Source organism: Caballeronia sp. A2-2 (genome assembly GCF_057612605.2).
In genome coordinates this window covers 2,948,028-2,970,638 of record NZ_CM172587.1, presented here as the reverse complement: position 1 = coordinate 2,970,638, position 22,611 = coordinate 2,948,028, and the positions used below count along the sequence as shown (strand labels likewise).

The following is a 22,611-nucleotide window of genomic DNA, read 5'->3' as shown; positions in this document are numbered from 1 at the left end:
CCCATCACGCATGTCCGACAACTTTCCGCCCGACCGGTCCGATTCCCGTCCGCCCGCGACCGGCGACGCAAACTGGGAGCGCGCGGCGCTCGAACGCATTGCGCTGGCCGCCATTCGCGAGCAGCGCGCGGCGCGGCGCTGGCGCATCTTCTTCCGCTTCGTGTTTCTCGGCGTGATTGCGCTGGTCGCGTTCGGCATCTTCAATTACGCGGGCGGCGACCGCGTGGCGAAGGGCGCGAAACATACCGCGCTCATCGATCTGCAAGGCGAGATTTCGGCCAATGGCGATGCCAGCGCCGACAACATCGACGGCGCGCTGCAATCCGCGTTCGAAGATGACGCAACGGCGGGCGTGATCCTGCGCATCAACAGTCCGGGCGGCAGTCCGGTGCAGGCGGGCATCATGTATGGCGAGATTCGCCGGCTGCGCGCGAAGTATCCGAAAACGCCGCTGTACGTGGTGGTGGATGACATGTGCGCGTCGGGCGGTTATTACGTCGCGGCGGCGGCGGACAAGATTTACGTCGACAAGGCGAGCATCGTCGGGTCGATCGGCGTGCTGATGGACAGCTTCGGCTTCACCGGTTTGATGGACAAGCTCGGCATTCAGCGCCGCATGCATATTTCCGGCGACAACAAGGGCGCGTTCGATCCGTTCTCGCCCGAAACGCCGCAGATGACCGCGCACGCGCAGGACATGCTCGACCAGATTCACGCGCAGTTCATCGACGCGGTGAAACAAGGGCGCGGCAAGCGTCTGAAGGACGATCCGGAAATGTTCTCCGGCATGTTCTGGACCGGCGCGAAATCCGTCGATCTGGGTCTCGCGGATGGTTTCGGCGACGCGAATTACGTGGCGCGCGAGATCATCAAGCAGCCGGATATCGTCGATTACACGCAGAAGGAGAGCATCAGCGAGCGCGTGGTGAAGCGCTTCGGTGCGTCGATCGGGGATGCCGCCGTGCGTGCGCTCACGCTCGGCGACAAGGTGCATCTGCGTTGATTGTTGATTAAGACGCGAGCAGCAGAAAGATGGCCGGACGCTTGTGCAGGTCCGGCGCATCCGCTTTTTTCCAGTTCGACACCGTGCGCGTGACGACGGTTTCGCCCGGCAGCGTGAGATCCACTGCGACGCAGATCAGCGTCGAAGGCGCGCATGTCGCCACCAGCGTGTCGAGCATCGCGCGGTTGCGATACGGCGTTTCGATGAAAATCTGCGTCTGATTGGCCTTGCGCGACAGTTGTTCGAGTTCGCGCAGGCGCTTGCCGCGCTCGGCGGCACCGACGGGCAAATAGCCGTTGAACGCGAAGCTCTGGCCATTCATGCCGGAGGCCATCAGCGCGAGCAGGATCGAACTCGGTCCGACGAACGGCACCACTTTCACGCCGCGCTCATGCGCACGACGCACCAGCAGCGCGCCCGGATCGGCCACGGCGGGACAACCGGCCTCCGACACGAGACCCGCGTCCGTGCCCGCGAGCACGGGTGCCAGCAGCCGGTCGATTTCCCCTGGCGGCGTGTTCACGTTCAACTCGCGCACGTCGATTTCCTGAATCGGCCGCGTGGTGCCGACTTTCTTCAGGAACGCGCGCGTGGTCTTCGCGTTTTCGCCGATGTAGTACGCCAGCGCCGCCGCCTGCGCGCGCACCGGTTCGGGCAGCACGCTTGCGAGCGCAGCGGCGTCGCCATCGCCGAGCGTGTTCGGGATCAGATAGAGGACGCCGCTCATGCTGTTTCCTCGCCGAGAATAGGGAAGCGGGCGGCGCGCAGCATCGCGCTCAACGCGATCAGCGGCAGGCCGATCAGCGCGGTCGGATCGTCCGATTCGATGCCTTCCAGCAGCGCGATGCCCAATCCCTCTGCTTTCGCGCTGCCCGCGCAGTCGTACGGCGTTTCCGCGCGCAGATAGTGTTCGATCCCCGCGTCGGAATAGTTGCGAAAGCGCACGCGAGTCACGATATCGGCGGACTGAACGTGGTCCGTGCGGCTGTCGAGCAGGCAAAGCGCGCTGTGGAATTCGACGGTGCGTGCGCGCATCGCGCGAAGTTGGGCGACGGCGTTCTCGTGCGTGCCGGGCTTGCCGATTTGGTTGCCATCGAAAGTCGCGACCTGATCGGAGCCGATCACGAGCACGCCTTCGGGGCGCGAAAGGCGGCTGGCAGCGGCGCGCGCCTTGGCAACCGACAGCCTGAGCGCGGTCTGCTCGGGCGTTTCGTCTGGGAGCGGTGCTTCATCAATATCAGGCGATACGGTTTCGAACGGCACGCGCAGCCGTCCCAGCAACTCACGGCGATACGGAGAACTTGACGCCAGAACCAGAACAGGCGGCGCAGAAGACACTTCGAACATGACGAAATCAGCAAAAATAGGATGAAAAAACGAGGCGAGTCTTATGTACCGATACCGCGAGTTTAAGTATTTGACTCGAAAGAATAAAGCCGATATGATTTTGGGCTTTTCATCGGTATGCAAGTTCGTTGTTGAACGTTGCGCTCGATGAAGCGGTGAAGGACGGCAACGGTGTTACAGCACGATTGCCGGCGCCATGCAAATCCGGGCAAGCCACGTCTGCCCATGGAAAGCATCGCGGCGCATACTGAATAAATCAGTCCGTCACCGAAAGCACGAACCATGAAGGCCATGCAGGAGCGCACATGACTCAAAATCCTGGCAAACCTGCGAGTCCGGCCGATCCGCGCTCGCTCGACCTGTACGATTTCGCCGAGCGGGGCAGGCAGGCTGCCGGCGCGCTGCATCTCTCGCAGATGCCGCGCATGTTAGCCGAAGTGCCGGCGGACGCGCCAGACCGCGACACCGTCTTTACCTGGCAGGGCGAAGGCTCGACCCAACCGGAATTGCAGGACAACGGCACGGAAGCACCGCAGCCGTATCTGCGTCTCGCGGTGCACGGTTCGGTGTGGCTCACGTGTCAGCGCTGTCTTCAGCCGTATTCGCAACATCTCGATGTCGATGCAACCTATCGGATCGTGGCGACGGAGGAAGAAGCAAACGAGTTTCCGCTCGACGACGATGAGGTGGATGTGATCGTAGGCTCGCGCCAGTTTGATCTCGTCGACCTGATCGAAGAAGAATTGTTGTTGTCCCTGCCGCTCGTGCCGAAGCACAACGTCTGCCCCGAGGTGCACGAAAGCCTGCTCCCGGCCAGCGACGATGCCGAAGCCGAAGCGGGAGAAGAAGAGGGCGATGGCGGCAAGCCGAACCCCTTCGCGGTGCTGGGAAAGCTCAAGCCGCCCGGCCCGGACGACAAGAAGCACTGAACGAGATTTGGCAGCACGCAACAAAAAGGTAGCGCGATGCGCACTCGACCAACCCGGCGCCCATGCGGTCCAAGGGGCGTCGGCGAATCGGGCTGTGTTAGAATTCGCAAAATTTTTCTGGAGTAATCATGGCAGTTCAGCAAAACAAGAAGTCGCCGTCCAAGCGCGGCATGCATCGTTCCCACGACTTCCTCACGACCTCGCCGCTGGCCGTCGAGCCGAGCACGGGTGAAGTGCATCTGCGTCACCATGTGAGCCCGAACGGCTACTACCGTGGCAAGAAAGTCGTCAAGACGAAGAACGACTAAGCGTTTTACGCTTGGCCTGCCTGCGCGTCACCGTTTCGCGGTTGGCCGCGACTGGCACGCTTTTGACACTTTCCCGGTACGACAAGAAGGCGGCATTTCACTGCCGCTTTTTTGTGCCTGAAATTCGTCGCTTTCCATGACCGTAAAGATAACCATTGACTGCATGGGAGGCGACCACGGTCCGGCCGTGACCGTGCCCGCTGCCGTCAATTTCGTGCGCGCGCATCCCGATGCGCATCTGATGCTTGTCGGCATCGAACAGACCATTCGCGCGCAACTCAAAAAGTGCCGGGCGTCGGACGAACCGCGTCTGACCGTTGTCGCCGCGACTGAAATCGTCACGATGGACGATCCGGTCGAAGTCGCGCTGCGCAAGAAGAAAGATTCGTCGATGCGCGTCGCGCTCAATCTCGTGAAAGAGGGGCAGGCGCAGACCTGTATCTCGGCGGGCAACACCGGCGCGCTCATGGCGGTATCGCGCTATGTGCTCAAGACGCTCGCGGGCATCGAGCGGCCGGCGATCGCCTTCGCCATGCCGAGCCAGAAGGGCTACACCACGGTGCTCGATCTGGGCGCCAACGTCGATTGCGAACCCGAACATCTGCTGCAATTCGCCGAGATGGGACACGCGCTCGTGTCCGCCATCGAAGGGCGTGAGCGTCCGACCATCGGGCTGCTCAATATCGGCGAGGAAGTCATCAAGGGTAATGAAACCATCAAGCGCGCGGGCGAACTGCTGCGCGCGAGCACGCTCAACTTCTACGGCAACGTGGAAGGCAACGACATCTATAAAGGCACGACGGATGTGGTGGTGTGCGATGGCTTCGTCGGCAATGTCGCGCTGAAGACGTCCGAAGGGCTCGCGAAGATGCTCGCGGACATCATCAAGGAAGAGTTCAGCCGCTCGCTGCCAAGCAAGCTGATGGCGCTGGTTGCCATGCCCGTGCTCAAGCGCTTCAAGAAGCGCGTCGATCCGGCGCAGTACAACGGCGCGGCCTTGCTCGGATTGCGTCACCTCGTCATCAAAAGTCACGGGTCTGCCGAGGCCTTCGGGTTTGAGTGGGCTATCAAACGCGGGTATGATGCCGTCAAAAATGGCGTGCTCGAACGCCTGGTGCGCGCGATGGAAGAAAACACGCTTCCGGCACGCGCAGCCGGCGTGGGCACGCCTTCACCCGACGCAGCACCGGCTTCGCAGAATCCGCCGGGCGCCGATCCCGCGCTACACTCGAAGGCATAATGGCTCAATCCAATCTTTACGCTCGCGTGCTCGGCACCGGCAGTTACCTGCCCTCCGAGCGTGTCACGAATCAGGCATTGGCGGATCGTCTCGCGCAACAAGGTGTCGAGACGAGCGACGAATGGATCGTCGCGCGCACCGGCATTCACGCACGGCACTTCGCTTCGCCCGATCAGACCACGAGCGATCTCGCGCTGGTCGCATCGAACCGGGCCATCGAGGCGGCGGGCATCGATCCGCAGAGCATCGATCTCATCATCGTGGCGACCTCCACGCCGGACTTCGTGTTTCCGAGCACGGCGTGTCTGTTGCAGAACAAGCTCGGCATCAAGAATAACGGCGCGGCGTTCGACGTGCAGGCCGTGTGTTCCGGTTTCGCTTATGCGGTGGCGACGGCGGATAGTTTCATTCGCAGCGGCATGAATCGCACGGCGCTGGTCGTCGGCGCGGAGACGTTCTCGCGCATTCTCGATTTCAAGGATCGCACGACCTGCGTGCTGTTCGGTGATGGCGCGGGCGCGGTGATTCTCCAGGCATCCGATGAACCCGGCGTGTTGTCGAGCGCGCTGCACGCGGACGGCAGCTATTCGAACATTCTCTGCACGCCGGGCAATGTGAACGGCGGTGTCGTGAGCGGCAGCGCGTTCCTGCACATGGACGGTCAGGCCGTCTTCAAGCTCGCGGTCAACGTGCTGGAGAAGGTCGCCATCGAGGCATTGGATCGTGCGCAGTTGTCGGCGCAGGACATCGACTGGCTCATTCCGCATCAGGCCAATATTCGCATCATGCAGAGCACGTGCCGCAAGCTCGGCTTGCCGCAGGAGCGCATGGTCGTGACGGTCGGCGAGCACGGCAACACGTCGGCGGCGTCGATTCCGCTCGCGTTCGATGTCGCCGTGCGCGATGGCCGAATCCAGCGCGGTCAAAACATTCTGATCGAAGGCGTGGGCGGCGGCTTCACGTGGGGCGCATCGGTCATTCGCTACTGATCTCCGTCGATCAAACTCAGATCCCTCCATCCATTCGTAACTGATCCCGTCTTCAAGGCAGTCGCCGCGCGCAGCACTTGCGCGCGCGGTCAGCAGGCAGACACCGAAGACCGCGCGGATCATTCCAATTCAACGAGGACGATATGAAATTTGCGTTCGTTTTTCCGGGCCAGGGCTCGCAATCGATCGGCATGCTGAACGCGTTCGCCGATCACGCCATCGTGCGCGACACGCTGCAACAGGCGTCCGACGCGCTCGGTCAGGATCTCGGCAAGCTGATCGCCGAGGGTCCGGCCGAAGAACTGAATCTCACGACCAACACGCAGCCGGTCATGCTGACTGCGGCGTATGCGATCTACCGCGTGTGGGAACAGGAAACGGGCCTCAAGCCCGCGCTGGTCGCCGGTCATAGCCTTGGCGAATACACGGCGCTGGTGGCCGCTGGCGCGCTGGCTTTTTCCGATGCCGTGCCGCTCGTGCGCTTTCGCGCGCAGGCCATGCAAAACGCGGTGCCGGTCGGCGTGGGCGGCATGGCCGCCATTCTCGGCCTCGATGACGACACGGTGCGCGCGGTCTGCGCGGAAGCCTCGTCGGCGGGCGTGGTCGAAGCGGTGAACTTCAATGCACCGGCGCAAGTGGTCATCGCGGGCAGCAAGGCGGCGGTCGAGAAGGCGTGCGAAGTGGCCAAGGCGAAGGGCGCGAAACGCGCGCTGCCGTTGCCGGTGTCCGCGCCGTTTCATTCATCGCTGTTGAAACCGGCTTCGGATCAGTTGCGCGACTATCTCGCGAAGGTCGAAATCCAGACGCCGAAAATTCCGCTGATCAATAACATCGATGTCGCCACGGTTTCCGAGCCTGCCGCGATCAAAGATGCGCTCGTGCGTCAGGCCGCCGGTCCGGTGCGTTGGGTCGAATGCGTGCAGGCGATGGCCGCGCAAGGCGTGACGCATATCGTCGAATGCGGTCCGGGCAAGGTGCTCGCGGGACTGACCAAGCGCATCGACGGCAATCTCGTCGGTGCTTCGATCTTCGATCCGGCATCGCTCGAAGAAGCGCGCAAACTGATCGCTGGCTGAGGAACACGACATGAATCTCGACAATCAGGTGGCGATCGTCACGGGCGCATCGCGCGGAATCGGACGCGCGATCGCGCTCGAACTCGCGAAGCAGGGCGCGACGGTCATCGGCACGGCGACCAGCGAAAGCGGCGCGGCGGGCATCAGCGAGGCGTTGCAGCAGGCGGGCGCGAAAGGGCGCGGCGCGGTGCTCAACGTCAACGACGCAGCCGCCGCCGACGCGTTCATCGACGCGACCATCAAAGAGTTCGGCGGACTGAACATTCTCGTGAACAACGCGGGCATCACGAAAGATCAGCTTGCCATGCGCATGAAGGACGACGAGTTCGATGCAGTTATCGATACCAACCTTCGCGCCGTATTTCGTCTGTCGCGCGCGGTGCTGCGCCCGATGATGAAGGCGCGCGGCGGGCGCATCATCAATATCACGTCGGTGGTCGGCTCGTCGGGCAATCCCGGTCAGGCGAACTACGCGGCGGCGAAGGCCGGCGTGGCGGGCATGACGCGCGCGCTCGCCCGCGAGATCGGCAGCCGGGGCATCACGGTGAACTGCATCGCGCCGGGTTTCATCGATACGGACATGACCAAGGTGCTGCCCGAAGAACAGCGCACCGCGCTGACCGCGCAGATTCCGCTCGGGCGGCTCGGCGCGCCGGAAGATATCGCGCATGCGGTGGCGTTCCTGGCTTCGCCGTTCGCCGGATACATCACCGGCACGACGCTGCACGTGAACGGCGGCATGTACATGTAATGGCGCGATAGGCATTTCGCCGAATTTCGCTTAATATCCGCGCCGGGACGGGCGCGCAAAATGCTCGAACGGCATGGCGCGCACGGCTCGCAGCGCGACAGTGAAGAATGCATGCGAAGCCCCGGCAGCCCTCTTGATGAAGCGCACCGGACGGTAGAGCATGGAACTGACGCGCCGTATTTTGCGGGTCCAAACCTGATAAAATGCGCGCACTCGTATTTTTGAACTTTTTTCCCCTCGGAGGGCTGCATGGACAACATCGAACAGCGCGTGAAGAAGATCGTCGCCGAACAACTGGGCGTGGCGGAAGCCGAAATCAAGAACGAAGCATCGTTCGTGAACGATCTGGGCGCTGACTCGCTCGATACCGTCGAACTGGTGATGGCGCTCGAAGACGAATTCGGCATGGAAATCCCCGATGAAGAAGCCGAGAAGATCACCACGGTTCAGCAAGCAATCGACTACGCTCGCGCCAACGTCAAGGCCTGAGGCCGGACGCGTCAGCGACTCAACGCCTTACCGGCTCCACGAGCTTGACAGGCCGTCGCTGCAGAGACCGATATAACAGCCACAGGGCACACAGGGCGGTTTCCTGTGGCCGCTGTGGCTTTTGTTTTTCGTCATTCTATGGATAAGGGGTTACCGTGAGCCGTCGTCGAGTTGTTGTTACAGGCCTTGGGCTCGTTTCGCCTGTCGGCAATACCGTTGCCGACGGCTGGGCCAATCTGGTGGCGGGCAAGTCGGGCATCGCCAACATCACGAAGTTCGACGCCACGAACTTCTCCACGCGTTTCGCGGGGGAAGTGAAGGGCTTCAACATCGAGGAGTACATGCCCGCCAAGGAAGCGCGCCATATGGATACCTTCATCCATTACGGGTTCGCGGCCGGCGTGCAGGCCATGCAGGACAGCGGCCTCGAAATCACCGAGGAAAACGCCGAGCGCGTGGGCGTGGTGGTTGGCTCGGGCATCGGCGGCTTGCCGATGATCGAAGTCACGCAGACCGAACTGCTCAATCGCGGCCCGCGCCGCATTTCGCCGTTCTTCGTGCCGGCCTCGATCATCAACATGATCTCGGGGCATCTGTCCATTCGCTTCGGCTTCAAAGGTCCGAACCTGTCGATGGTCACGGCCTGCACCACGGGTCTGCATTGCATCGGCGAAGGTTCGCGTCTGATCGAGTATGGCGATGCCGACGTGATGATCGCGGGCGGCGCGGAAGCGACCGTTTCGCCGCTGGGCATCGGCGGTTTCGCGGCGGCGCGCGCGCTCTCGCAGCGTAATGACGATCCCGCAACGGCCAGCCGTCCGTGGGACACCGATCGCGATGGTTTCGTGCTCGGCGAAGGCGCGGGCGTGATGGTGCTCGAAGAGTACGAACATGCGAAGAAGCGCGGCGCGAAGATTTACGCCGAAGTGCTCGGCTACGGCATGAGCGGCGACGCGTACCACATGACCGCGCCGCCCGAAGATGGCGACGGCGGCCGCCGCGCCATGGTCAACGCGCTGAAGAACGCGCGGGTCAACGCGGATCAGGTGAACTATGTGAACGCGCACGGCACCTCCACGCCGTTGGGCGATATCGCGGAAACGATCGGCATCCGGCGCGCGCTGGGCGATGCGGCAAAGCAAGCGGTCGTGAACTCCACGAAGTCGATGACCGGCCATTTGCTGGGCGGCGCGGGCGGACTGGAATCGGTCTTCACCGTGCTCGCGATCCACAATCAGGTGTCGCCGCCGACCATCAACATCTTCAATCAGGACCCGAAGTGCGACCTGGATTACTGCGCGAATACTGCGCGGGAAATGAAGATCGACGTCGCGGTAAAAAATTCGTTCGGCTTCGGCGGAACGAACGGCTCACTGGTTTTCAAGCGCCACTGAGCCAACACGGGGCGCTCGTCGAATGGAAACAGGGTTGACGGGCGCACGCGTGGAACGGCCGCATCGTGAACAGCGTGTCGCGATGCGGCCGTCGCGTTTTCTTTGGGTATCGTTGCTGGCGTTCATTGGGATTGCGGGTGCGGCGGTGTTTCGCACGGTTGGCGGTGTTCATGGCGTGGTCGCCGCGCTCGTCGCCATCGCCACGCTTGGGCTGGCCGCGCGTGTCTGGGCGCGCAGGCAACCGGTCGCCATTTCCCATTTCGCCGATACGCTTACCACGTGGAATCGCGCCGGTCAGGAACGTGCGTGGCGCATCGTCGGCTGCGCGCAATGGAGCGGATGGCTGCTCGCGTTGTCGCTATCTGATGGCCGAAGCAGGCCGCAAACCCTGCTGATTCCCGCCGACGCCATCGATCCCGACACCTTCCGCCAGCTTGCCGTGAGCGCCCGCCGCGCCGCCAGCGCTTACCTGTAAAGACTGTAACCGCAGATAAGCATCCGGGATAACGCCGAGGCGTGGACGTTACAATACCCGTCCGCGAACAGCCCAAGCCAAACGGACTTCCCAGGTGAGTGAAAAAGAAATCGACCAAGTGCTGGTCGAGCGTGTGCAGAAAGGTGACAAAGCCGCGTTCGAACTGCTGGTCGCCAAATACCACCGCAAGATCATTCGACTGATCTCGCGCCTCGTGCGCGACCCCGCCGAGGTCGAGGACGTCGCCCAGGACGCCTTCATCAAGGCCTACCGCGCGCTGCCGCAGTTTCGAGGCGAATCCGCCTTCTACACATGGCTGTACCGGATTGCGGTGAACACCGCAAAGAACTACCTTGCCACTCAGGGCCGTCGCGCCCCCACTTCTACCGAGGCAGATGCAGAAGAAGCGGAAACTTTCTCCGATGCCGACCAACTAAGGGATATCAACACGCCCGAATCGATGTTGATGAGCAAGCAGATTGCCGAGACGGTCAACGCTGCGATGGCGTTGCTGCCGGAAGAACTGCGCACCGCCATCACGCTCCGGGAGATTGAAGGGTTGAGCTACGAGGAAATCGCCGAGATGATGGATTGCCCCATTGGCACCGTCAGATCCAGAATTTTTCGTGCTCGCGAGGCCATTGCGGCAAAATTGCGTCCGTTGTTGGACACTCCCGAAGGCAAACGCTGGTAAAGCAGCGACAATGCACGGGGCAAGGGCGCGATATCTGGGTTAGGTGGTGTCACTTCGGCGTAGTGTCTAAGGATGGGGAGCATCATGGGGTCGGCTTCGACGCAAAAGCAGGCGCAGGGTCAAACGATGTCGCGTGGCGAGCGCCTGTCGGCGTTCATCGACGGGGAATCGTCGGGAGATTTCGGCAATCTCGGTCAGTTCCTCGCGGAAATGACAAAACAGGACCGCGATTCGTGGTCCGAATATCACCTGATCGGCGACGCCTTGCGTTCGGACGATCTCGCGGTAAGCCCCGCGCGCAGCAGCGCGTTCATGGCGTCGTTCTCGACGCGTCTGGAATCCGAAGCGCACGTTCTGGCGCCGGCTGCATTGGCGGTCAAATCGCGCGGCGGCGTGTTCCGCAAGCGTTTCGTGCCGGCCTTCGCGGTGGCGGCGGCTGCGGCCACGCTGACTTGGATCGTCGTGCCGCAACTGCAACGTGTCGATAGCCACGCTGGTGCGCAGGTCGCAAGCGTGAGCGACGCCTCCGTGCAGCGCGTCGCCATGGCGCCGGTTCCGACAGCCAACACGCGCTTGCCGGTAGTGGAAGCGAACATCATCCGCGATGCGGATCTCGACCAGTATCTGGAAGCGCATCAGCAATTCTCACAGCAGCCGTCGATGCCGGGGTCCATGCCCCTGATCCGAGCGGCCGCGGTGTCGCAGGGTCAATAATTTGATGCAGCGTGTGCGGTTCAATAAAACGAGAATGTGGGGGCGGCTGCCGGCGTTGATGCTTTGTGCGGCCGCGTTGCTGACGGCGGCGCACGAAGCATCCGCGCAAAGCGGGGATTCCGCCGCCCAGCGCAAGACCGCCGCCGCGCTGCTCAATCGCATCCACGATGCGGCCCAGCAGCAAAACTACGAGGGCACCTTCGTCTATCAGCGCGGCGCGACGGTTCAGTCGTCGCGTATCGCGCATGCCGCCACGCGCAACGACGGCGAATACGAAGCGCTCGAGAGCCTCGATGGCGCGCCGCGTCGCATGCTGCGTCACGACGACGACATGTACACGTTCGTGCCGGAGCGGCATCTGCTCGTGATCGAGCATCGGCTGAGCAAGGACCAGTTTCCCGCGCTTTTGTCGAACAGCGGCGATCAGGTTCTCACGGTCTACGATCCGAAGTTATTGCCCAATGACCGCGTGGCTGGTGTCGACAGCCAAGTGCTCGAACTCGATCCGAAAGATTCCTATCGATTCGCCTACAAGCTCTGGGCCGATGCCAAGACCGGCCTTTTGCTGCGCGCGCAAACGCTCGACCCCGACGGCACCGTGCTCGAACAGCTTTCGTTCTCGCAGGTGCGCATCGGTCAGCCCGTGGACAAGGTGTCCATTGCGAAGGACATGCGCTCGACGACCGGATGGACCATCGTCCGCCCGCCCGTGCAGACGGTGGACATGCAGGCGCAGGGCTGGAAGCTGGCGCCCGATATTCCCGGTTTCCGGTTGATTCGCGAACTGCGCCGGCCAATGGCGTCGAGCCAGCAAGGCCAGCCGAACATTCCGGTAGATCAGGCGGTGTATTCGGATGGCATCGCCGCGATCTCGGTTTTTGTCGAACCGGTCGAGAAGAATTCGAAGAAGGAAGGCGCGGGCAGCAACGGCGCCACGCATGTGCTGGTGAAGAAACGCGGCGATTTCTGGATTACTTTGCTGGGTGAAGTGCCGCAAGCGACGTTGCAGCAATTTGCTTCTACCATAGAATACAAGCCTTCCAAGTAATTCTCGGCCTCCAAGACATGAGCAATTTCTCGCTGCGCAAGTTCATCGCGGCTGCGGCACTCGCCGTGTGCCTGCCTTTCTACATGGGCGCGGGAACGGCGACAGCGGCAGTGCCCACGGTGACGCTGCCCGACTTTACGGTGCTGGTCGACAAAGTCGGGCCGTCGGTCGTGAACATTCGCACGACATCGCGCGTCGGTTCGTCGAGCGACTTGCGCGGCCTGCCGCCGGGTCTCGATGACGGCGATATGTCCGAGTTCTTCCGCCGCTTCTTCGGCATTCCGATGCCGGGCACGCCGCCGCGCGGCGGTGGAGGCGGCGGTGGCGGAAATAACGGCGGCGGCAACAACGGCGGCGGAAGCGGCGATCAAGGCAAGGGCGATCAGGGCAAGGGCGGCAGCCGCACACCCGACGACAGCCAGGACAACTCGGAACAAAGCAGCGGCGTGGGCTCGGGCTTCATCCTCTCGACGGATGGCTACGTGATGACCAACGCGCACGTCGTCGACGATGCCGACACCATCTACGTCACGCTCACCGACAAGCGCGAGTTCAAGGCGCGTCTGGTCGGCGTCGATGAACGCACGGACGTGGCCGTCGTGAAGATCAACGCGTCGAATCTGCCGGCCATCACCATCGGGGATTCGAACAAGGTACGCGTGGGCGAATGGGTGCTCGCCATCGGCTCGCCGTTCGGGCTCGACAATACCGTGACGGCGGGCATCGTCAGCGCGAAGGGGCGCGATACCGGCGACTATCTGCCGTTCATCCAGACGGATGTGGCGGTGAATCCCGGTAACTCGGGCGGTCCGCTCATCAACATGGCGGGCGAAGTCATCGGCATTAATTCGCAGATTTACAGCCGTACTGGCGGCTTCATGGGCATTTCGTTCGCGATTCCGATCGATGAAGCCATCCGCGTGGCGGATCAGTTGAAGACGACGGGCAAGGTCACGCGCGGGCGCATCGCGGTGGCGATCGGCGAAGTGACGAAGGATGTCGCGGATTCGCTCGGCTTGCCCAAGGCGCAGGGCGCGCTCGTGTCGAGCGTCGAAGCGGGCGGTCCGGCCGACAAGGCGGGCATTCAGCCGGGCGACATCATCACGAAATTCAACGGCGTGAGCGTGGATACGGCGACCGACCTGCCGCGCATGGTTGGCGATACCAAGCCGGGCACGAAGACGTCGATCACCGTCTGGCGCAAGGGTTCGTCGCGCGATCTGCCGATCACCATCGCCGAGATGCAGCCGGACAAGGTCGCGAAGACCGAGCAGAAGAAGCCGCCGCAGCCGAAGGAACGCGCGAGCAATTCGCTCGGTCTTGCGGTGAGCGACATTCCCGCCGACCAGAAGAAGGCGCTCAAGCTGACGAGCGGCGTTCAGGTCGATGCCGTCGAAGGGCCGGCCGCGCGCGCGGGCTTCCAGAAGGGCGACATCGTCATGCGCATCGGCGACACGGACATCACCGGCGCGAAGCAGTTCGAGGAAGTCGCGGCGGGGCTGGATGCCAGCAAGATGGTCGCGATTCTCGTGCGACGCGGCGACAACACGCAGTTCGTGCCGGTGCGTCCGCGCGTGCCAACGCAGAAGTAACACGCCGATGACGTCAACACCGGACGCCCCGTTCATTCTCTACGGTCGCGTCTGGTGTCATCTCTGCGAAGAGATGCGCGCGGCGCTCGAACCCATCGCGCAGCGCTTCGGCGTGGCCATCCAAAGCGTCGATATCGATGCCGATCCGGCGCTCGTCGCGCGTTACGACGAACTCGTGCCCGTGCTGACGCTGGACGGCATCGAACTATGCCATTACCGGCTGGATGCGCACGCGGTCGAAGCGGCGCTTCAGGCGCGTCCACGTTGACGCGTTCCTTACAATCGGCGAAAGGCGAAAAGCGCCGGGCCGACGCCGATTTCAGCTAAAATGCTGAGGTTTTCCCCCAATTTTCAAGGCGTGCTCCGCATGTGTGAGGGCGCGCCTTTTCGCTTTTTCGCCCGATCGGTACTGAATGGATCATATTCGTAACTTTTCGATCATCGCGCACATCGATCACGGCAAATCCACGCTGGCCGATCGCATCATCCAGCTCTGCGGCGGCTTGTCCGACCGCGAGATGGAAGCGCAGGTGCTCGATTCGATGGACCTGGAACGCGAGCGCGGCATCACCATCAAGGCGCAGACGGCGGCACTCTCTTACAAGGCGCGTGACGGCAAGGTCTACAACCTCAACCTGATCGACACGCCGGGTCACGTCGATTTCTCCTACGAGGTCAGCCGTTCGCTGTCCGCGTGCGAAGGCGCGCTGCTCGTCGTCGATGCCTCGCAAGGCGTGGAAGCGCAGACGGTCGCGAACTGCTACACGGCCATCGAACTCGGCGTGGAAGTCGTGCCGGTGCTCAACAAGATCGACCTGCCGGCCGCCAACCCCGAAAACGCGATTACCGAAATCGAGGACGTGATCGGCATCGACGCGACCGATGCCGTGCATTGCAGCGCCAAGACGGGTCTGGGCGTGGCGGACGTGCTCGAATCGCTGATCGCGAAAGTGCCGCCGCCCAAGGGCGACACGGAAGCGCCGTTGCAGGCGCTCATCATCGATTCGTGGTTCGATAATTACGTCGGCGTCGTCATGCTGGTGCGTATCGTCAACGGCACGCTCAAGCCGAAGGACAAGATCAAGATGATGGCGACCGGCGCGCAATATCCGGTCGAGCATCTGGGCGTGTTCGCGCCGAAATCCACCAACCTCTCGCAGTTGTCGGCGGGGCAGGTGGGCTTCGTGATCGCGGGCATCAAGGAACTGACGGCGGCGAAAGTGGGCGATACGGTCACGCTCTCCACGCGTCCCGCCACGGAACCGCTGCCGGGTTTCAAGGAAGTGAAGCCGCAGGTTTTCGCGGGGCTTTATCCGGTCGAGGCGAACCAGTACGACGCGCTGCGCGAATCGCTCGAAAAACTCAAGCTCAACGATGCCTCGTTGCAATACGAACCGGAAGTCTCGCAGGCGCTGGGCTTCGGTTTCCGTTGCGGGTTCCTCGGCTTGCTGCACATGGAAATCGTGCAGGAGCGGCTCGAACGCGAGTTCGACATGGACCTCATCACCACGGCGCCCACGGTGATTTACGAAGTCGAGCAGCGCGACGGCACGACCATCTCGGTGGAAAATCCGGCGAAGATGCCGGAGCCGCAGAAGATCGAGGAAGTGCGCGAGCCGATCGTCACCGTGAACCTGTACATGCCGCAGGAGTATGTCGGTTCGGTCATCACGCTGTGCACGAACAAGCGCGGCTCGCAGACCAACATGCAGTACCACGGCCGTCAGGTGCAACTGACCTATGAAATTCCGATGGCGGAGATCGTGCTCGATTTCTTCGACCGGCTGAAGTCCACGTCGCGCGGATATGCGTCGATGGACTACGAGTTCAAGGAATACCGCGCGGCGGATGTCGTCAAGGTGGACATGCTCATCAACGGCGACAAGGTGGATGCGCTATCCGTCATCGTGCACCGTTCGCAGAGCCAGCATCGCGGTCGCGAAGTGGCGGCGAAGATGCGCGAACTGATCCCGCGCCAGATGTACGACGTGGCCATTCAGGCGACCATCGGCTCGAATATCATTGCGCGCGAGAACATCAAGGCGCTGCGCAAGAACGTGCTGGCCAAGTGCTACGGCGGCGACATCTCGCGCAAGAAGAAGCTGCTCGAAAAGCAGAAGGCCGGCAAGAAACGCATGAAGCAGGTCGGTTCGGTCGAGATTCCGCAGGAAGCCTTCCTTGCGATCCTTCGCGTGGACGATTGATGACGATGTCGGTATCGCAACTCGAATCGATCTCGCGCACGTTCGCGCAGCCCGTCTCGCCTTCGGGCGAAAAACGATAACAACCGGAAGCGATTGATGAATTTCGCACTTATTCTTTTGATCCTCGTCGTGCTGACGGGTATTGCCTGGGTGCTCGACAAACTCGTGTTCGTGCCGGGCCGCCGCCGCGCGGCCGATGCCGCCGTCGCCGAGTTCGACCGTCAGCAGGAACGCGTGGGCGAGCGCTTCGCCGATGAAAACGCCGACCAGACCCGCGCGCGTCTGCGCGACGAAAAGCTGCGTCAGCCGTGGTGGCTCGAATACACGGCGAGCTTTTTCCCCGTGATTCTCGCGGTGTTCGTGGTGCGCTCGTTCATCGTGGAGCCGTTCAAGATTCCGTCGGGTTCGATGGTGCCGACCTTGCTCGTGGGCGACTTCATCCTCGTGAACAAGTACGACTACGGTCTGCGCATGCCGATCACCAACACGAAGATGACGGAAGGCCGTCCGCTCGAACGCGGCGATGTCGTGGTGTTCCGCTATCCCAAGGATGAGTCGGTGGACTACATCAAGCGCGTGATCGGCCTGCCGGGCGACACTGTGACGTACGCGGACAAGAAGCTGACGATCAACGGCAAGCCGGTTCCCGAAATGCCCTTGCCCGATTACTTCGACGAAGAACGCGTGGGCTACGCGAAGCAGTTCGAAGAGGATCTCGACGGCCGCAAGAACGCCATCCTGAACAATCCGCAAGTGCCGCCTTACGTCATGGGCGTGGAAGACTTCCCGTTCCGCGACAACTGCAACTACAACGCGCAAGGCGTGACGTGCAAAGTGCCGCCGGGCAATTACTTCATGATGGGCGATAACCGCGACAACAGCGCCGACAGCCGTTACTGGGGCTTCGTGCCGGACAAGAACATCGTCGGTCGTGCGTTCTTCATCTGGATGAACTTCGCCAATCTGAAGCGCATCGGCGCGTTCCACTGAACGCCGTGACGCCGGTTTCCGTTCTGCATGCGAAGCCGGCGTTCTGCACCATCCAACTTGCTTCGAAACGGCGTGAAGAAGCGCGGCTAACACCGTCTCGCCACGCGGTTTCCGGTCTGGCCTGGCGAAATCGTCGCCTCAGGCGCCCGCGTTATACTGTCTAAATGCCATCTTCTCCGTTGGAAAGCCGGCTGCGGTACGAATTTCGCAATGCGGAATTACTGCGCCAGGCGATGACCCATCGCAGTCACAGCGCCACGCACAACGAACGGCTCGAATTTCTGGGCGATTCCGTTCTAAATTGCGTGGTGGCTGCGCTTTTGTTCCAGCGATTCGGCAAACTCGACGAAGGCGACCTGTCTCGCGTGCGGGCGAATCTGGTCAAGCAGCAATCGTTATATGAAATCGCGCAGGCGCTGAATGTGTCGGAAGAACTCCGGCTCGGCGAAGGCGAACTGCGCAGCGGCGGCTTTCGCCGTCCTTCCATTCTGGCGGACACGCTCGAAGCCATTTTCGGCGCGATCTTCCTCGACGGCGGATTCGACGCCGCTCATACCGTCATCAAGCGGCTCTATACGCCGGTGCTCGATCACATCGATCCGCGCACCATCGGCAAGGACGCCAAGACGCTGCTTCAGGAATATCTGCAAGGCCACAAGATCGCGCTGCCGACTTATACCGTCGTCGCCACGCACGGCGCGGCGCATAACCAGCAGTTCGAAGTCGAATGCACGGTGCCCAAGCTCGACGTGAAAGTGTCCGGCTCCGGCGCCAGCCGTCGTGCGGCGGAACAAGCGGCGGCGAAGAAGGCACTCGATGAAGTCGCGGCCGCCGCGCCTACGCTCGGCGTCAAGCCCAAGCGTCGTGGCGCGCGCGCGGCGAAGCTCAACGAGCTGGAAGTCGTGCCGGGCGTGACGGGCGTGCAAGGCGCGCTCGATCTGCGTTCGCCGGACCGGCGCGAACGTGAACGCGAGCGGGAGAAGCATCATCACGCGGCGCATGCGTCGTCCGGAAGCGATGAGCGCGCCCCGCTTGCCGTGATCCGTGCCACGCATGTGGAACCTTCCGCTGCGGCGTATGCGGCGGCAGAGAAGGCAGAAAAAGCCGATCGTCAGGTTCTTCACCGTCCGGAAAAAGCAGAAAAACCTGCAAAGAACGACGCCCCGGCAGCGGACAACGCATCCGAAAGACCGAACACCGAAGGCCGCGGCAGCGCCACCGTGGAAGCACCTGCGAGCCGCGTCGCGCGCGCCGCCGATGCCGGCCACTGACGCCGCCGCATTCGCGCATCGCTTATCGCGACTCAGGCCGCGCTCACCCGAATCCTGCTGCACATCATCATGACAAACGCTCCCACTTCCTCCGGTTTTCGCTGCGGCATGGTCGCGATCGTCGGCCGCCCGAACGTCGGTAAATCGACGCTCATGAACGCGCTCGTCGGCCAGAAGGTCAGCATCACGTCGCGCAAGGCGCAGACGACGCGGCATCGCATCACCGGCATCAACACGGTGGACGACGCGCAGTTCATCTTCGTCGATACGCCCGGTTTCCAGACGCGCCACAGCGGTGCGCTCAACCGCTCGCTGAATCGCGCGGTCACGTCCACGCTGACTTCGGTCGATGCCATTCTCTTCGTGATCGAAGCCGGCCGCTTCGGCCCGGACGACCAACGCGTGCTCGACCTCATTCCCGCTGGCACGCCGACGCTGCTCATCGCCAACAAACTCGACCGCGTGAACGACAAAGAGAAGCTCTTTCCGTTCATGCAGCAGATGTCCGCGCTGCGCGACTTCCGCGAGATCGTGCCGATGGCGGCGACGCATCCCGACGACATCAAGCGTCTGCTCGCGGTCATCAAGAAGTATCTGCCGGAAGGCGAGCCGATCTACGGCGAGGACGATCTCACCGACCGCAGCGAACGTTTTCTCGCGGCGGAAATCCTGCGCGAGAAAGTGTTCCGCTGGACCGGCGACGAGTTGCCGTACACGAGCACCGTGCTGATCGACAAGTTCGAAACGGAAGGTCGGCTGCGGCGCGTGTTCGCGACCATTCTCGTGGATCGCGACGGCCACAAGGCGATGATCATTGGCCAGAAGGGCGCGAAGCTGAAGCAGATCAGCACGGAAGCGCGCATCGACATGGAAAAGTTGTTCGATGGCCCGGTGTATCTGGAAACCTTCGTCAAGGTAAAGAGCGGCTGGGCCGACAACGAAGCGGGCCTGCGCGCATACGGTTACGAATAACGCACGTGATGCCCGGACAACGCGCATGGACGACGGCCCTGACGACGCGCGGATGAATGCGCCCGCCGATGACGACTTCGAGGACGCGAGCGAACCCGCCGCGCCGAAGCGTCGGCGTGCCGCGCCGCGTTCGGATTTGCGCATCAACGAACAGCCGGGTTTTGTGCTGCATAGTTATCCGTATCGCGAGACGAGCCTCATCATCGATGTGCTGTCGCGCGATCATGGGCGCATCGCGTTGGTCGCGAAGGGCGCGAAGCGTCCGCATTCGGCGTTGCGCGGCGTGTTGCAGACGTTTCAGCCGCTCGGTCTTTCATGGACTGGAAAGGGCGAACTCCGCACGTTGACGAAGGCCGAATGGGTCGGCGGCATGCTGCCGCTCGCGGGCGATGCGCTTCTGTGCGGCTTTTACGTCAACGAACTGCTCGTTAAGTTCTGCGCGCGCGAAGATGCGCATCCCGCGTTGTTCAATCATTACGTGCTGACGCTCTCGCGTCTCGCGCACGACGAACCCGCCGTTCAAGTATTGCGCTCGTTCGAAACCGTGCTCCTGCGCGAAACCGGCTACGCGATGAACCTCACGAACACCGTCACGCGCCAGCCGGTAACGCCGCAAGGCCGCTACGTGTTCGATCCCGATCGCGGCGTGCGCGAGGCATCGGACGAGTTCCCGCCGCAGTGGCCGGTGATCGCCGGGCAAACGCTCATCGACATGGAACGCGACGACTATTCGCTTCCGCAAACCGCCGCGCAAAGCAAAACCCTCATGCGCTTTCTGCTCAACCATCATCTGGGCGGTGCGCCGCTCGCTACCCGTCAAATCCTGATCGACCTGCAAAACCTATGAGCTTCTTTCTCACTTCGGCCGCGAACGTGATCGATCTCGGCGTGAACATCGATCATGTCGCGACTTTGCGCAATGCGCGCGGCACGTCCTATCCCGATCCGATCCGCGCGGCGCTCGCCGCTGAAGAAGCGGGCGCGGACGCCATCACATTGCACTTGCGCGAGGATCGCCGCCATATCGTCGATGCGGATGTGCGCACGCTGCGTCCGCTGCTGAAAACACGCATGAATCTGGAATGCGCGGTGACCCGCGAGATGCTCGATATCGCGTGCGAAATCCGTCCGCACGACGTTTGCCTCGTGCCCGAAAAACGCGCAGAACTGACGACCGAAGGCGGTCTCGATGTCGCCGGCCAGTTCGAAGCGGTCAAAGCCGCCTGCAAGCAACTCGCGGATGCGGGCGCACGCGTGTCGCTGTTCATCGATCCGGACGAAACGCAGATTCGCGCCGCGCAGGAAGCAGGCGCGCCGGTGATCGAACTCCACACGGGACGCTACGCCGAAGCGCACGAGGAACCCGAGCAAAAGCGCGAGTTCGAACGCGTGGCGAAAAGCGTCGATCTCGGCAATTCGCTGGGCCTGAAGGTCAACGCGGGCCACGGACTGCATTACACCAACGTGCAGGCAATCGCCGCGTTGCCGGGCATCGTCGAGCTGAATATCGGGCATGCGATCGTCGCGCATTCGATCTTCGCCGGATGGGACAACGCCGTGCGCGAGATGAAGGCGATCATGGTCGCGTCGCGGCTCGCGTCGCTCAACGCATAAGGCGCGCGTCATGGCGATCTACGGAATCGGCACGGACCTCGTGCAGGTGAGCCGCGTGGCGGCGGTCATGGAGCGCACGAAAGGGCGCTTCGCCGAGAAGGTGCTCGGGCCGGACGAATTGCGCGTCTATCACGCACGCAAGGCACGCTCGGAAGTGCGCGGCCTCGCGTTTCTCGCCACGCGCTTTTCGGCCAAGGAAGCGTTTTCCAAGGCGATTGGCCTCGGCATGCGCTGGCCGATGACCTGGCGCGCGCTGCAAACGCTCAACGAGCCGAGCGGCAAGCCCATGTGCGTCGCGTCCGGCGAACTCGCGCAATGGCTCGACGCGCGCCACATCACCGCGAAGGTGACGGTGACGGACGAACGCGATTACGCGGTGTCCTTCGTGATCGCCGAAGTGCCCGACTCTTCCACTCATCAAGAAAGCAAAGCCAATTGAATCCGATGAAACGCACTCCCGGCCCCGTCATGTTCGATGTGGCTGGCACCACGCTGAGCGATGCGGATATCGATCGCCTCGTCCATCCGATGACGGGCGGCATCATCCTGTTCGCGCGGCATTTTCAGGACCGCGCGCAACTCGTCGCGCTCACCGATGCAATCCGCGCCGTGCGCGACGATATCCTGATCGCGGTCGATCACGAAGGCGGGCGCGTGCAGCGCTTTCGCACCGATGGCTTCACGGTTCTGCCCGCGCCCGGCACGCTCGGCGCGCTGTGGGACCGTGACGTGCTCGCGGCCACCAAGGCGGCGACCGCGTTCGGTTACGTGCTCGCGGCTGAGTTGCGCGCGTGCGGCATCGACATGAGTTTCACGCCGGTGCTCGATCTGAACTACGGGCAATCGAAGGTGATCGGCGACCGCGCGTTGCACAGCGATCCGCGCGTCGTCACGATGCTTGCCAAGAGTCTGAATCACGGTCTTGCGCTGGCGGGCATGGCGAACTGCGGCAAGCACTTTCCGGGGCACGGTTTCGCCAGCGCGGATTCGCACGTCGCGCTGCCGACCGACGATCGTCCGCTCGACGAAATCCTCAACGCGGATGTGCGCCCGTACGACTGGCTCGGCATGTCGCTCGCGTCCGTCATTCCGGCGCACGTCATCTACACGCGTGTCGATGACAAACCGGCGGGCTTCTCGCGCATCTGGCTGCAGGATATTTTGCGTGGCCGGCTCGGCTTCAACGGCGCGATTTTCAGCGACGATCTTTCGATGGAAGCCGCGCGCGCGGGCGGCACGCTCACCGAAGCGGCCACGGCTGCGTTACATGCGGGCTGCGACATGGTGCTGGTGTGCAACCAGCCGGAAGAGGCGGGCCGTGTGCTGGAACAGTTGCGCTTCAAGCCATCGAAGGCATCTGAACAGCGCATCCGGCAGATGCGTCCGCGTGGCAAGGCGCTGCGCTGGAGCAAGCTGCAAGGCAACGCCGATTATCTGGCGGCAAGGGCGCTGGTGAAGGAATCTTTAGGCTAAGAAAAACGCCGCGGTTTGCAAGACCGCGGCGTTTTTTT

The 22,611-nt window shown here is 62.5% G+C and carries 25 protein-coding genes; 23 read left to right on the top strand and 2 right to left on the bottom strand.

Features of this window, described 5'->3' with window-relative positions:
* The first annotated feature begins 10 nt into the window (after nt 1-10).
* Entirely contained in the window at nt 11-1,003 is a 993-nt protein-coding gene (locus ACZCWR_RS14090; protein WP_487301350.1) for a S49 family peptidase, read from the top strand.
* A gap of 7 nt (nt 1,004-1,010) precedes the next feature.
* On the opposite strand, the gene ACZCWR_RS14085 is transcribed toward ACZCWR_RS14090, so the two are convergent.
* Together ACZCWR_RS14085 and ACZCWR_RS14080 are read right to left on the bottom strand one after the other, a co-directional pair.
* Nucleotides 1,011-1,730, bottom strand: a complete 720-nt coding sequence (locus ACZCWR_RS14085; RefSeq protein WP_487301349.1) for an SAM-dependent methyltransferase — start codon at nt 1,728-1,730, stop codon at nt 1,011-1,013.
* Nucleotides 1,727-2,350: a Maf-like protein gene (locus ACZCWR_RS14080; protein ID WP_487301348.1), complete on the bottom strand. Its 624-nt coding sequence runs from the start codon at nt 2,348-2,350 to the stop codon at nt 1,727-1,729. The genes ACZCWR_RS14085 and ACZCWR_RS14080 overlap by 4 nt, the downstream gene beginning before the upstream one ends.
* Nucleotides 2,351-2,655: 305 nt before the next feature.
* Between ACZCWR_RS14080 and ACZCWR_RS14075 the strand changes: the two genes are divergently transcribed.
* The 22 genes from ACZCWR_RS14075 to nagZ all read left to right on the top strand — a co-directional run bounded on the left by ACZCWR_RS14075 (nt 2,656) and on the right by nagZ (nt 22,573).
* Nucleotides 2,656-3,279 carry a DUF177 domain-containing protein gene (locus ACZCWR_RS14075; RefSeq protein ID WP_487301347.1) on the top strand — a complete coding sequence of 208 codons (624 nt, stop codon included), beginning with the start codon at nt 2,656-2,658 and terminating at the stop codon, nt 3,277-3,279.
* A gap of 128 nt (nt 3,280-3,407) precedes the next feature.
* Complete coding sequence (gene rpmF / locus ACZCWR_RS14070; protein ID WP_066485423.1) at nt 3,408-3,587, top strand: 50S ribosomal protein L32; 180 nt, start codon at nt 3,408-3,410, stop codon at nt 3,585-3,587.
* A gap of 136 nt (nt 3,588-3,723) precedes the next feature.
* A complete protein-coding gene (plsX, locus tag ACZCWR_RS14065; RefSeq protein ID WP_487301346.1) occupies nt 3,724-4,827 on the top strand; it encodes a phosphate acyltransferase PlsX in 1,104 nt (367 codons plus the stop codon).
* Nucleotides 4,827-5,816 carry a beta-ketoacyl-ACP synthase III gene (locus ACZCWR_RS14060; protein WP_487301345.1) on the top strand — a complete coding sequence of 330 codons (990 nt, stop codon included), beginning with the start codon at nt 4,827-4,829 and terminating at the stop codon, nt 5,814-5,816. The genes plsX and ACZCWR_RS14060 overlap by 1 nt, the downstream gene beginning before the upstream one ends.
* A 143-nt stretch (nt 5,817-5,959) precedes the next feature.
* Nucleotides 5,960-6,892 (top strand): ACP S-malonyltransferase, encoded by a 933-nt coding sequence (gene fabD / locus ACZCWR_RS14055; protein ID WP_487301344.1) that lies wholly within the window; start codon nt 5,960-5,962, stop codon nt 6,890-6,892.
* A 10-nt stretch (nt 6,893-6,902) separates the two neighbouring features.
* Nucleotides 6,903-7,643: a 3-oxoacyl-ACP reductase FabG gene (fabG, locus tag ACZCWR_RS14050; protein WP_487301343.1), complete on the top strand. Its 741-nt coding sequence runs from the start codon at nt 6,903-6,905 to the stop codon at nt 7,641-7,643.
* A gap of 249 nt (nt 7,644-7,892) precedes the next feature.
* The gene (gene acpP, locus ACZCWR_RS14045; protein ID WP_004197638.1) at nt 7,893-8,132 is read left to right on the top strand and encodes an acyl carrier protein; all 240 of its coding nucleotides are present in this window, start codon (nt 7,893-7,895) and stop codon (nt 8,130-8,132) included.
* Nucleotides 8,133-8,287: 155 nt separating this feature from the next.
* Nucleotides 8,288-9,526 carry a beta-ketoacyl-ACP synthase II gene (fabF, locus tag ACZCWR_RS14040; RefSeq protein WP_487301342.1) on the top strand — a complete coding sequence of 413 codons (1,239 nt, stop codon included), beginning with the start codon at nt 8,288-8,290 and terminating at the stop codon, nt 9,524-9,526.
* A gap of 22 nt (nt 9,527-9,548) precedes the next feature.
* Nucleotides 9,549-10,001, top strand: a complete 453-nt coding sequence (locus ACZCWR_RS14035) for a protein YgfX (protein ID WP_487301341.1) — start codon at nt 9,549-9,551, stop codon at nt 9,999-10,001.
* 94 nt (nt 10,002-10,095) lie between these two features.
* Nucleotides 10,096-10,695, top strand: coding sequence for an RNA polymerase sigma factor RpoE (gene rpoE, locus ACZCWR_RS14030; RefSeq protein ID WP_277184115.1), 600 nt, complete (start codon nt 10,096-10,098; stop codon nt 10,693-10,695).
* An 84-nt stretch (nt 10,696-10,779) separates the two neighbouring features.
* Nucleotides 10,780-11,409, top strand: a complete 630-nt coding sequence (locus tag ACZCWR_RS14025) for a sigma-E factor negative regulatory protein (protein ID WP_487301340.1) — start codon at nt 10,780-10,782, stop codon at nt 11,407-11,409.
* A gap of 4 nt (nt 11,410-11,413) precedes the next feature.
* Entirely contained in the window at nt 11,414-12,457 is a 1,044-nt protein-coding gene (locus tag ACZCWR_RS14020) for a MucB/RseB C-terminal domain-containing protein (protein ID WP_487301339.1), read from the top strand.
* 17 nt (nt 12,458-12,474) lie between these two features.
* Entirely contained in the window at nt 12,475-14,049 is a 1,575-nt protein-coding gene (locus tag ACZCWR_RS14015) for a DegQ family serine endoprotease (RefSeq protein ID WP_487301338.1), read from the top strand.
* A gap of 7 nt (nt 14,050-14,056) precedes the next feature.
* Nucleotides 14,057-14,317 carry a glutaredoxin family protein gene (locus ACZCWR_RS14010; RefSeq protein ID WP_487301337.1) on the top strand — a complete coding sequence of 87 codons (261 nt, stop codon included), beginning with the start codon at nt 14,057-14,059 and terminating at the stop codon, nt 14,315-14,317.
* Nucleotides 14,318-14,462: 145 nt separating this feature from the next.
* Nucleotides 14,463-16,253 carry a translation elongation factor 4 gene (gene lepA / locus ACZCWR_RS14005; protein WP_487301336.1) on the top strand — a complete coding sequence of 597 codons (1,791 nt, stop codon included), beginning with the start codon at nt 14,463-14,465 and terminating at the stop codon, nt 16,251-16,253.
* Nucleotides 16,254-16,349: 96 nt separating this feature from the next.
* A complete protein-coding gene (lepB, locus tag ACZCWR_RS14000) occupies nt 16,350-17,243 on the top strand; it encodes a signal peptidase I (RefSeq protein ID WP_487301335.1) in 894 nt (297 codons plus the stop codon).
* 164 nt (nt 17,244-17,407) lie between these two features.
* Nucleotides 17,408-18,514, top strand: a complete 1,107-nt coding sequence (gene rnc, locus ACZCWR_RS13995) for a ribonuclease III (protein ID WP_487301334.1) — start codon at nt 17,408-17,410, stop codon at nt 18,512-18,514.
* Between the two features lie 108 nt (nt 18,515-18,622).
* Nucleotides 18,623-19,486, top strand: coding sequence for a GTPase Era (era, locus tag ACZCWR_RS13990; protein ID WP_487303329.1), 864 nt, complete (start codon nt 18,623-18,625; stop codon nt 19,484-19,486).
* A 25-nt stretch (nt 19,487-19,511) separates the two neighbouring features.
* Nucleotides 19,512-20,333, top strand: a complete 822-nt coding sequence (gene recO, locus ACZCWR_RS13985; protein ID WP_487301333.1) for a DNA repair protein RecO — start codon at nt 19,512-19,514, stop codon at nt 20,331-20,333.
* Complete coding sequence (gene pdxJ, locus ACZCWR_RS13980; protein ID WP_487301332.1) at nt 20,330-21,100, top strand: pyridoxine 5'-phosphate synthase; 771 nt, start codon at nt 20,330-20,332, stop codon at nt 21,098-21,100. Before recO ends, pdxJ begins: the two co-directional genes overlap by 4 nt.
* Before the next feature lie 10 nt (nt 21,101-21,110).
* The gene (gene acpS, locus ACZCWR_RS13975; protein WP_487301331.1) at nt 21,111-21,539 is read left to right on the top strand and encodes a holo-ACP synthase; all 429 of its coding nucleotides are present in this window, start codon (nt 21,111-21,113) and stop codon (nt 21,537-21,539) included.
* Between the two features lie 5 nt (nt 21,540-21,544).
* Entirely contained in the window at nt 21,545-22,573 is a 1,029-nt protein-coding gene (gene nagZ, locus ACZCWR_RS13970; protein WP_487301330.1) for a beta-N-acetylhexosaminidase, read from the top strand.
* Nucleotides 22,574-22,611: the final 38 nt, after the last annotated feature.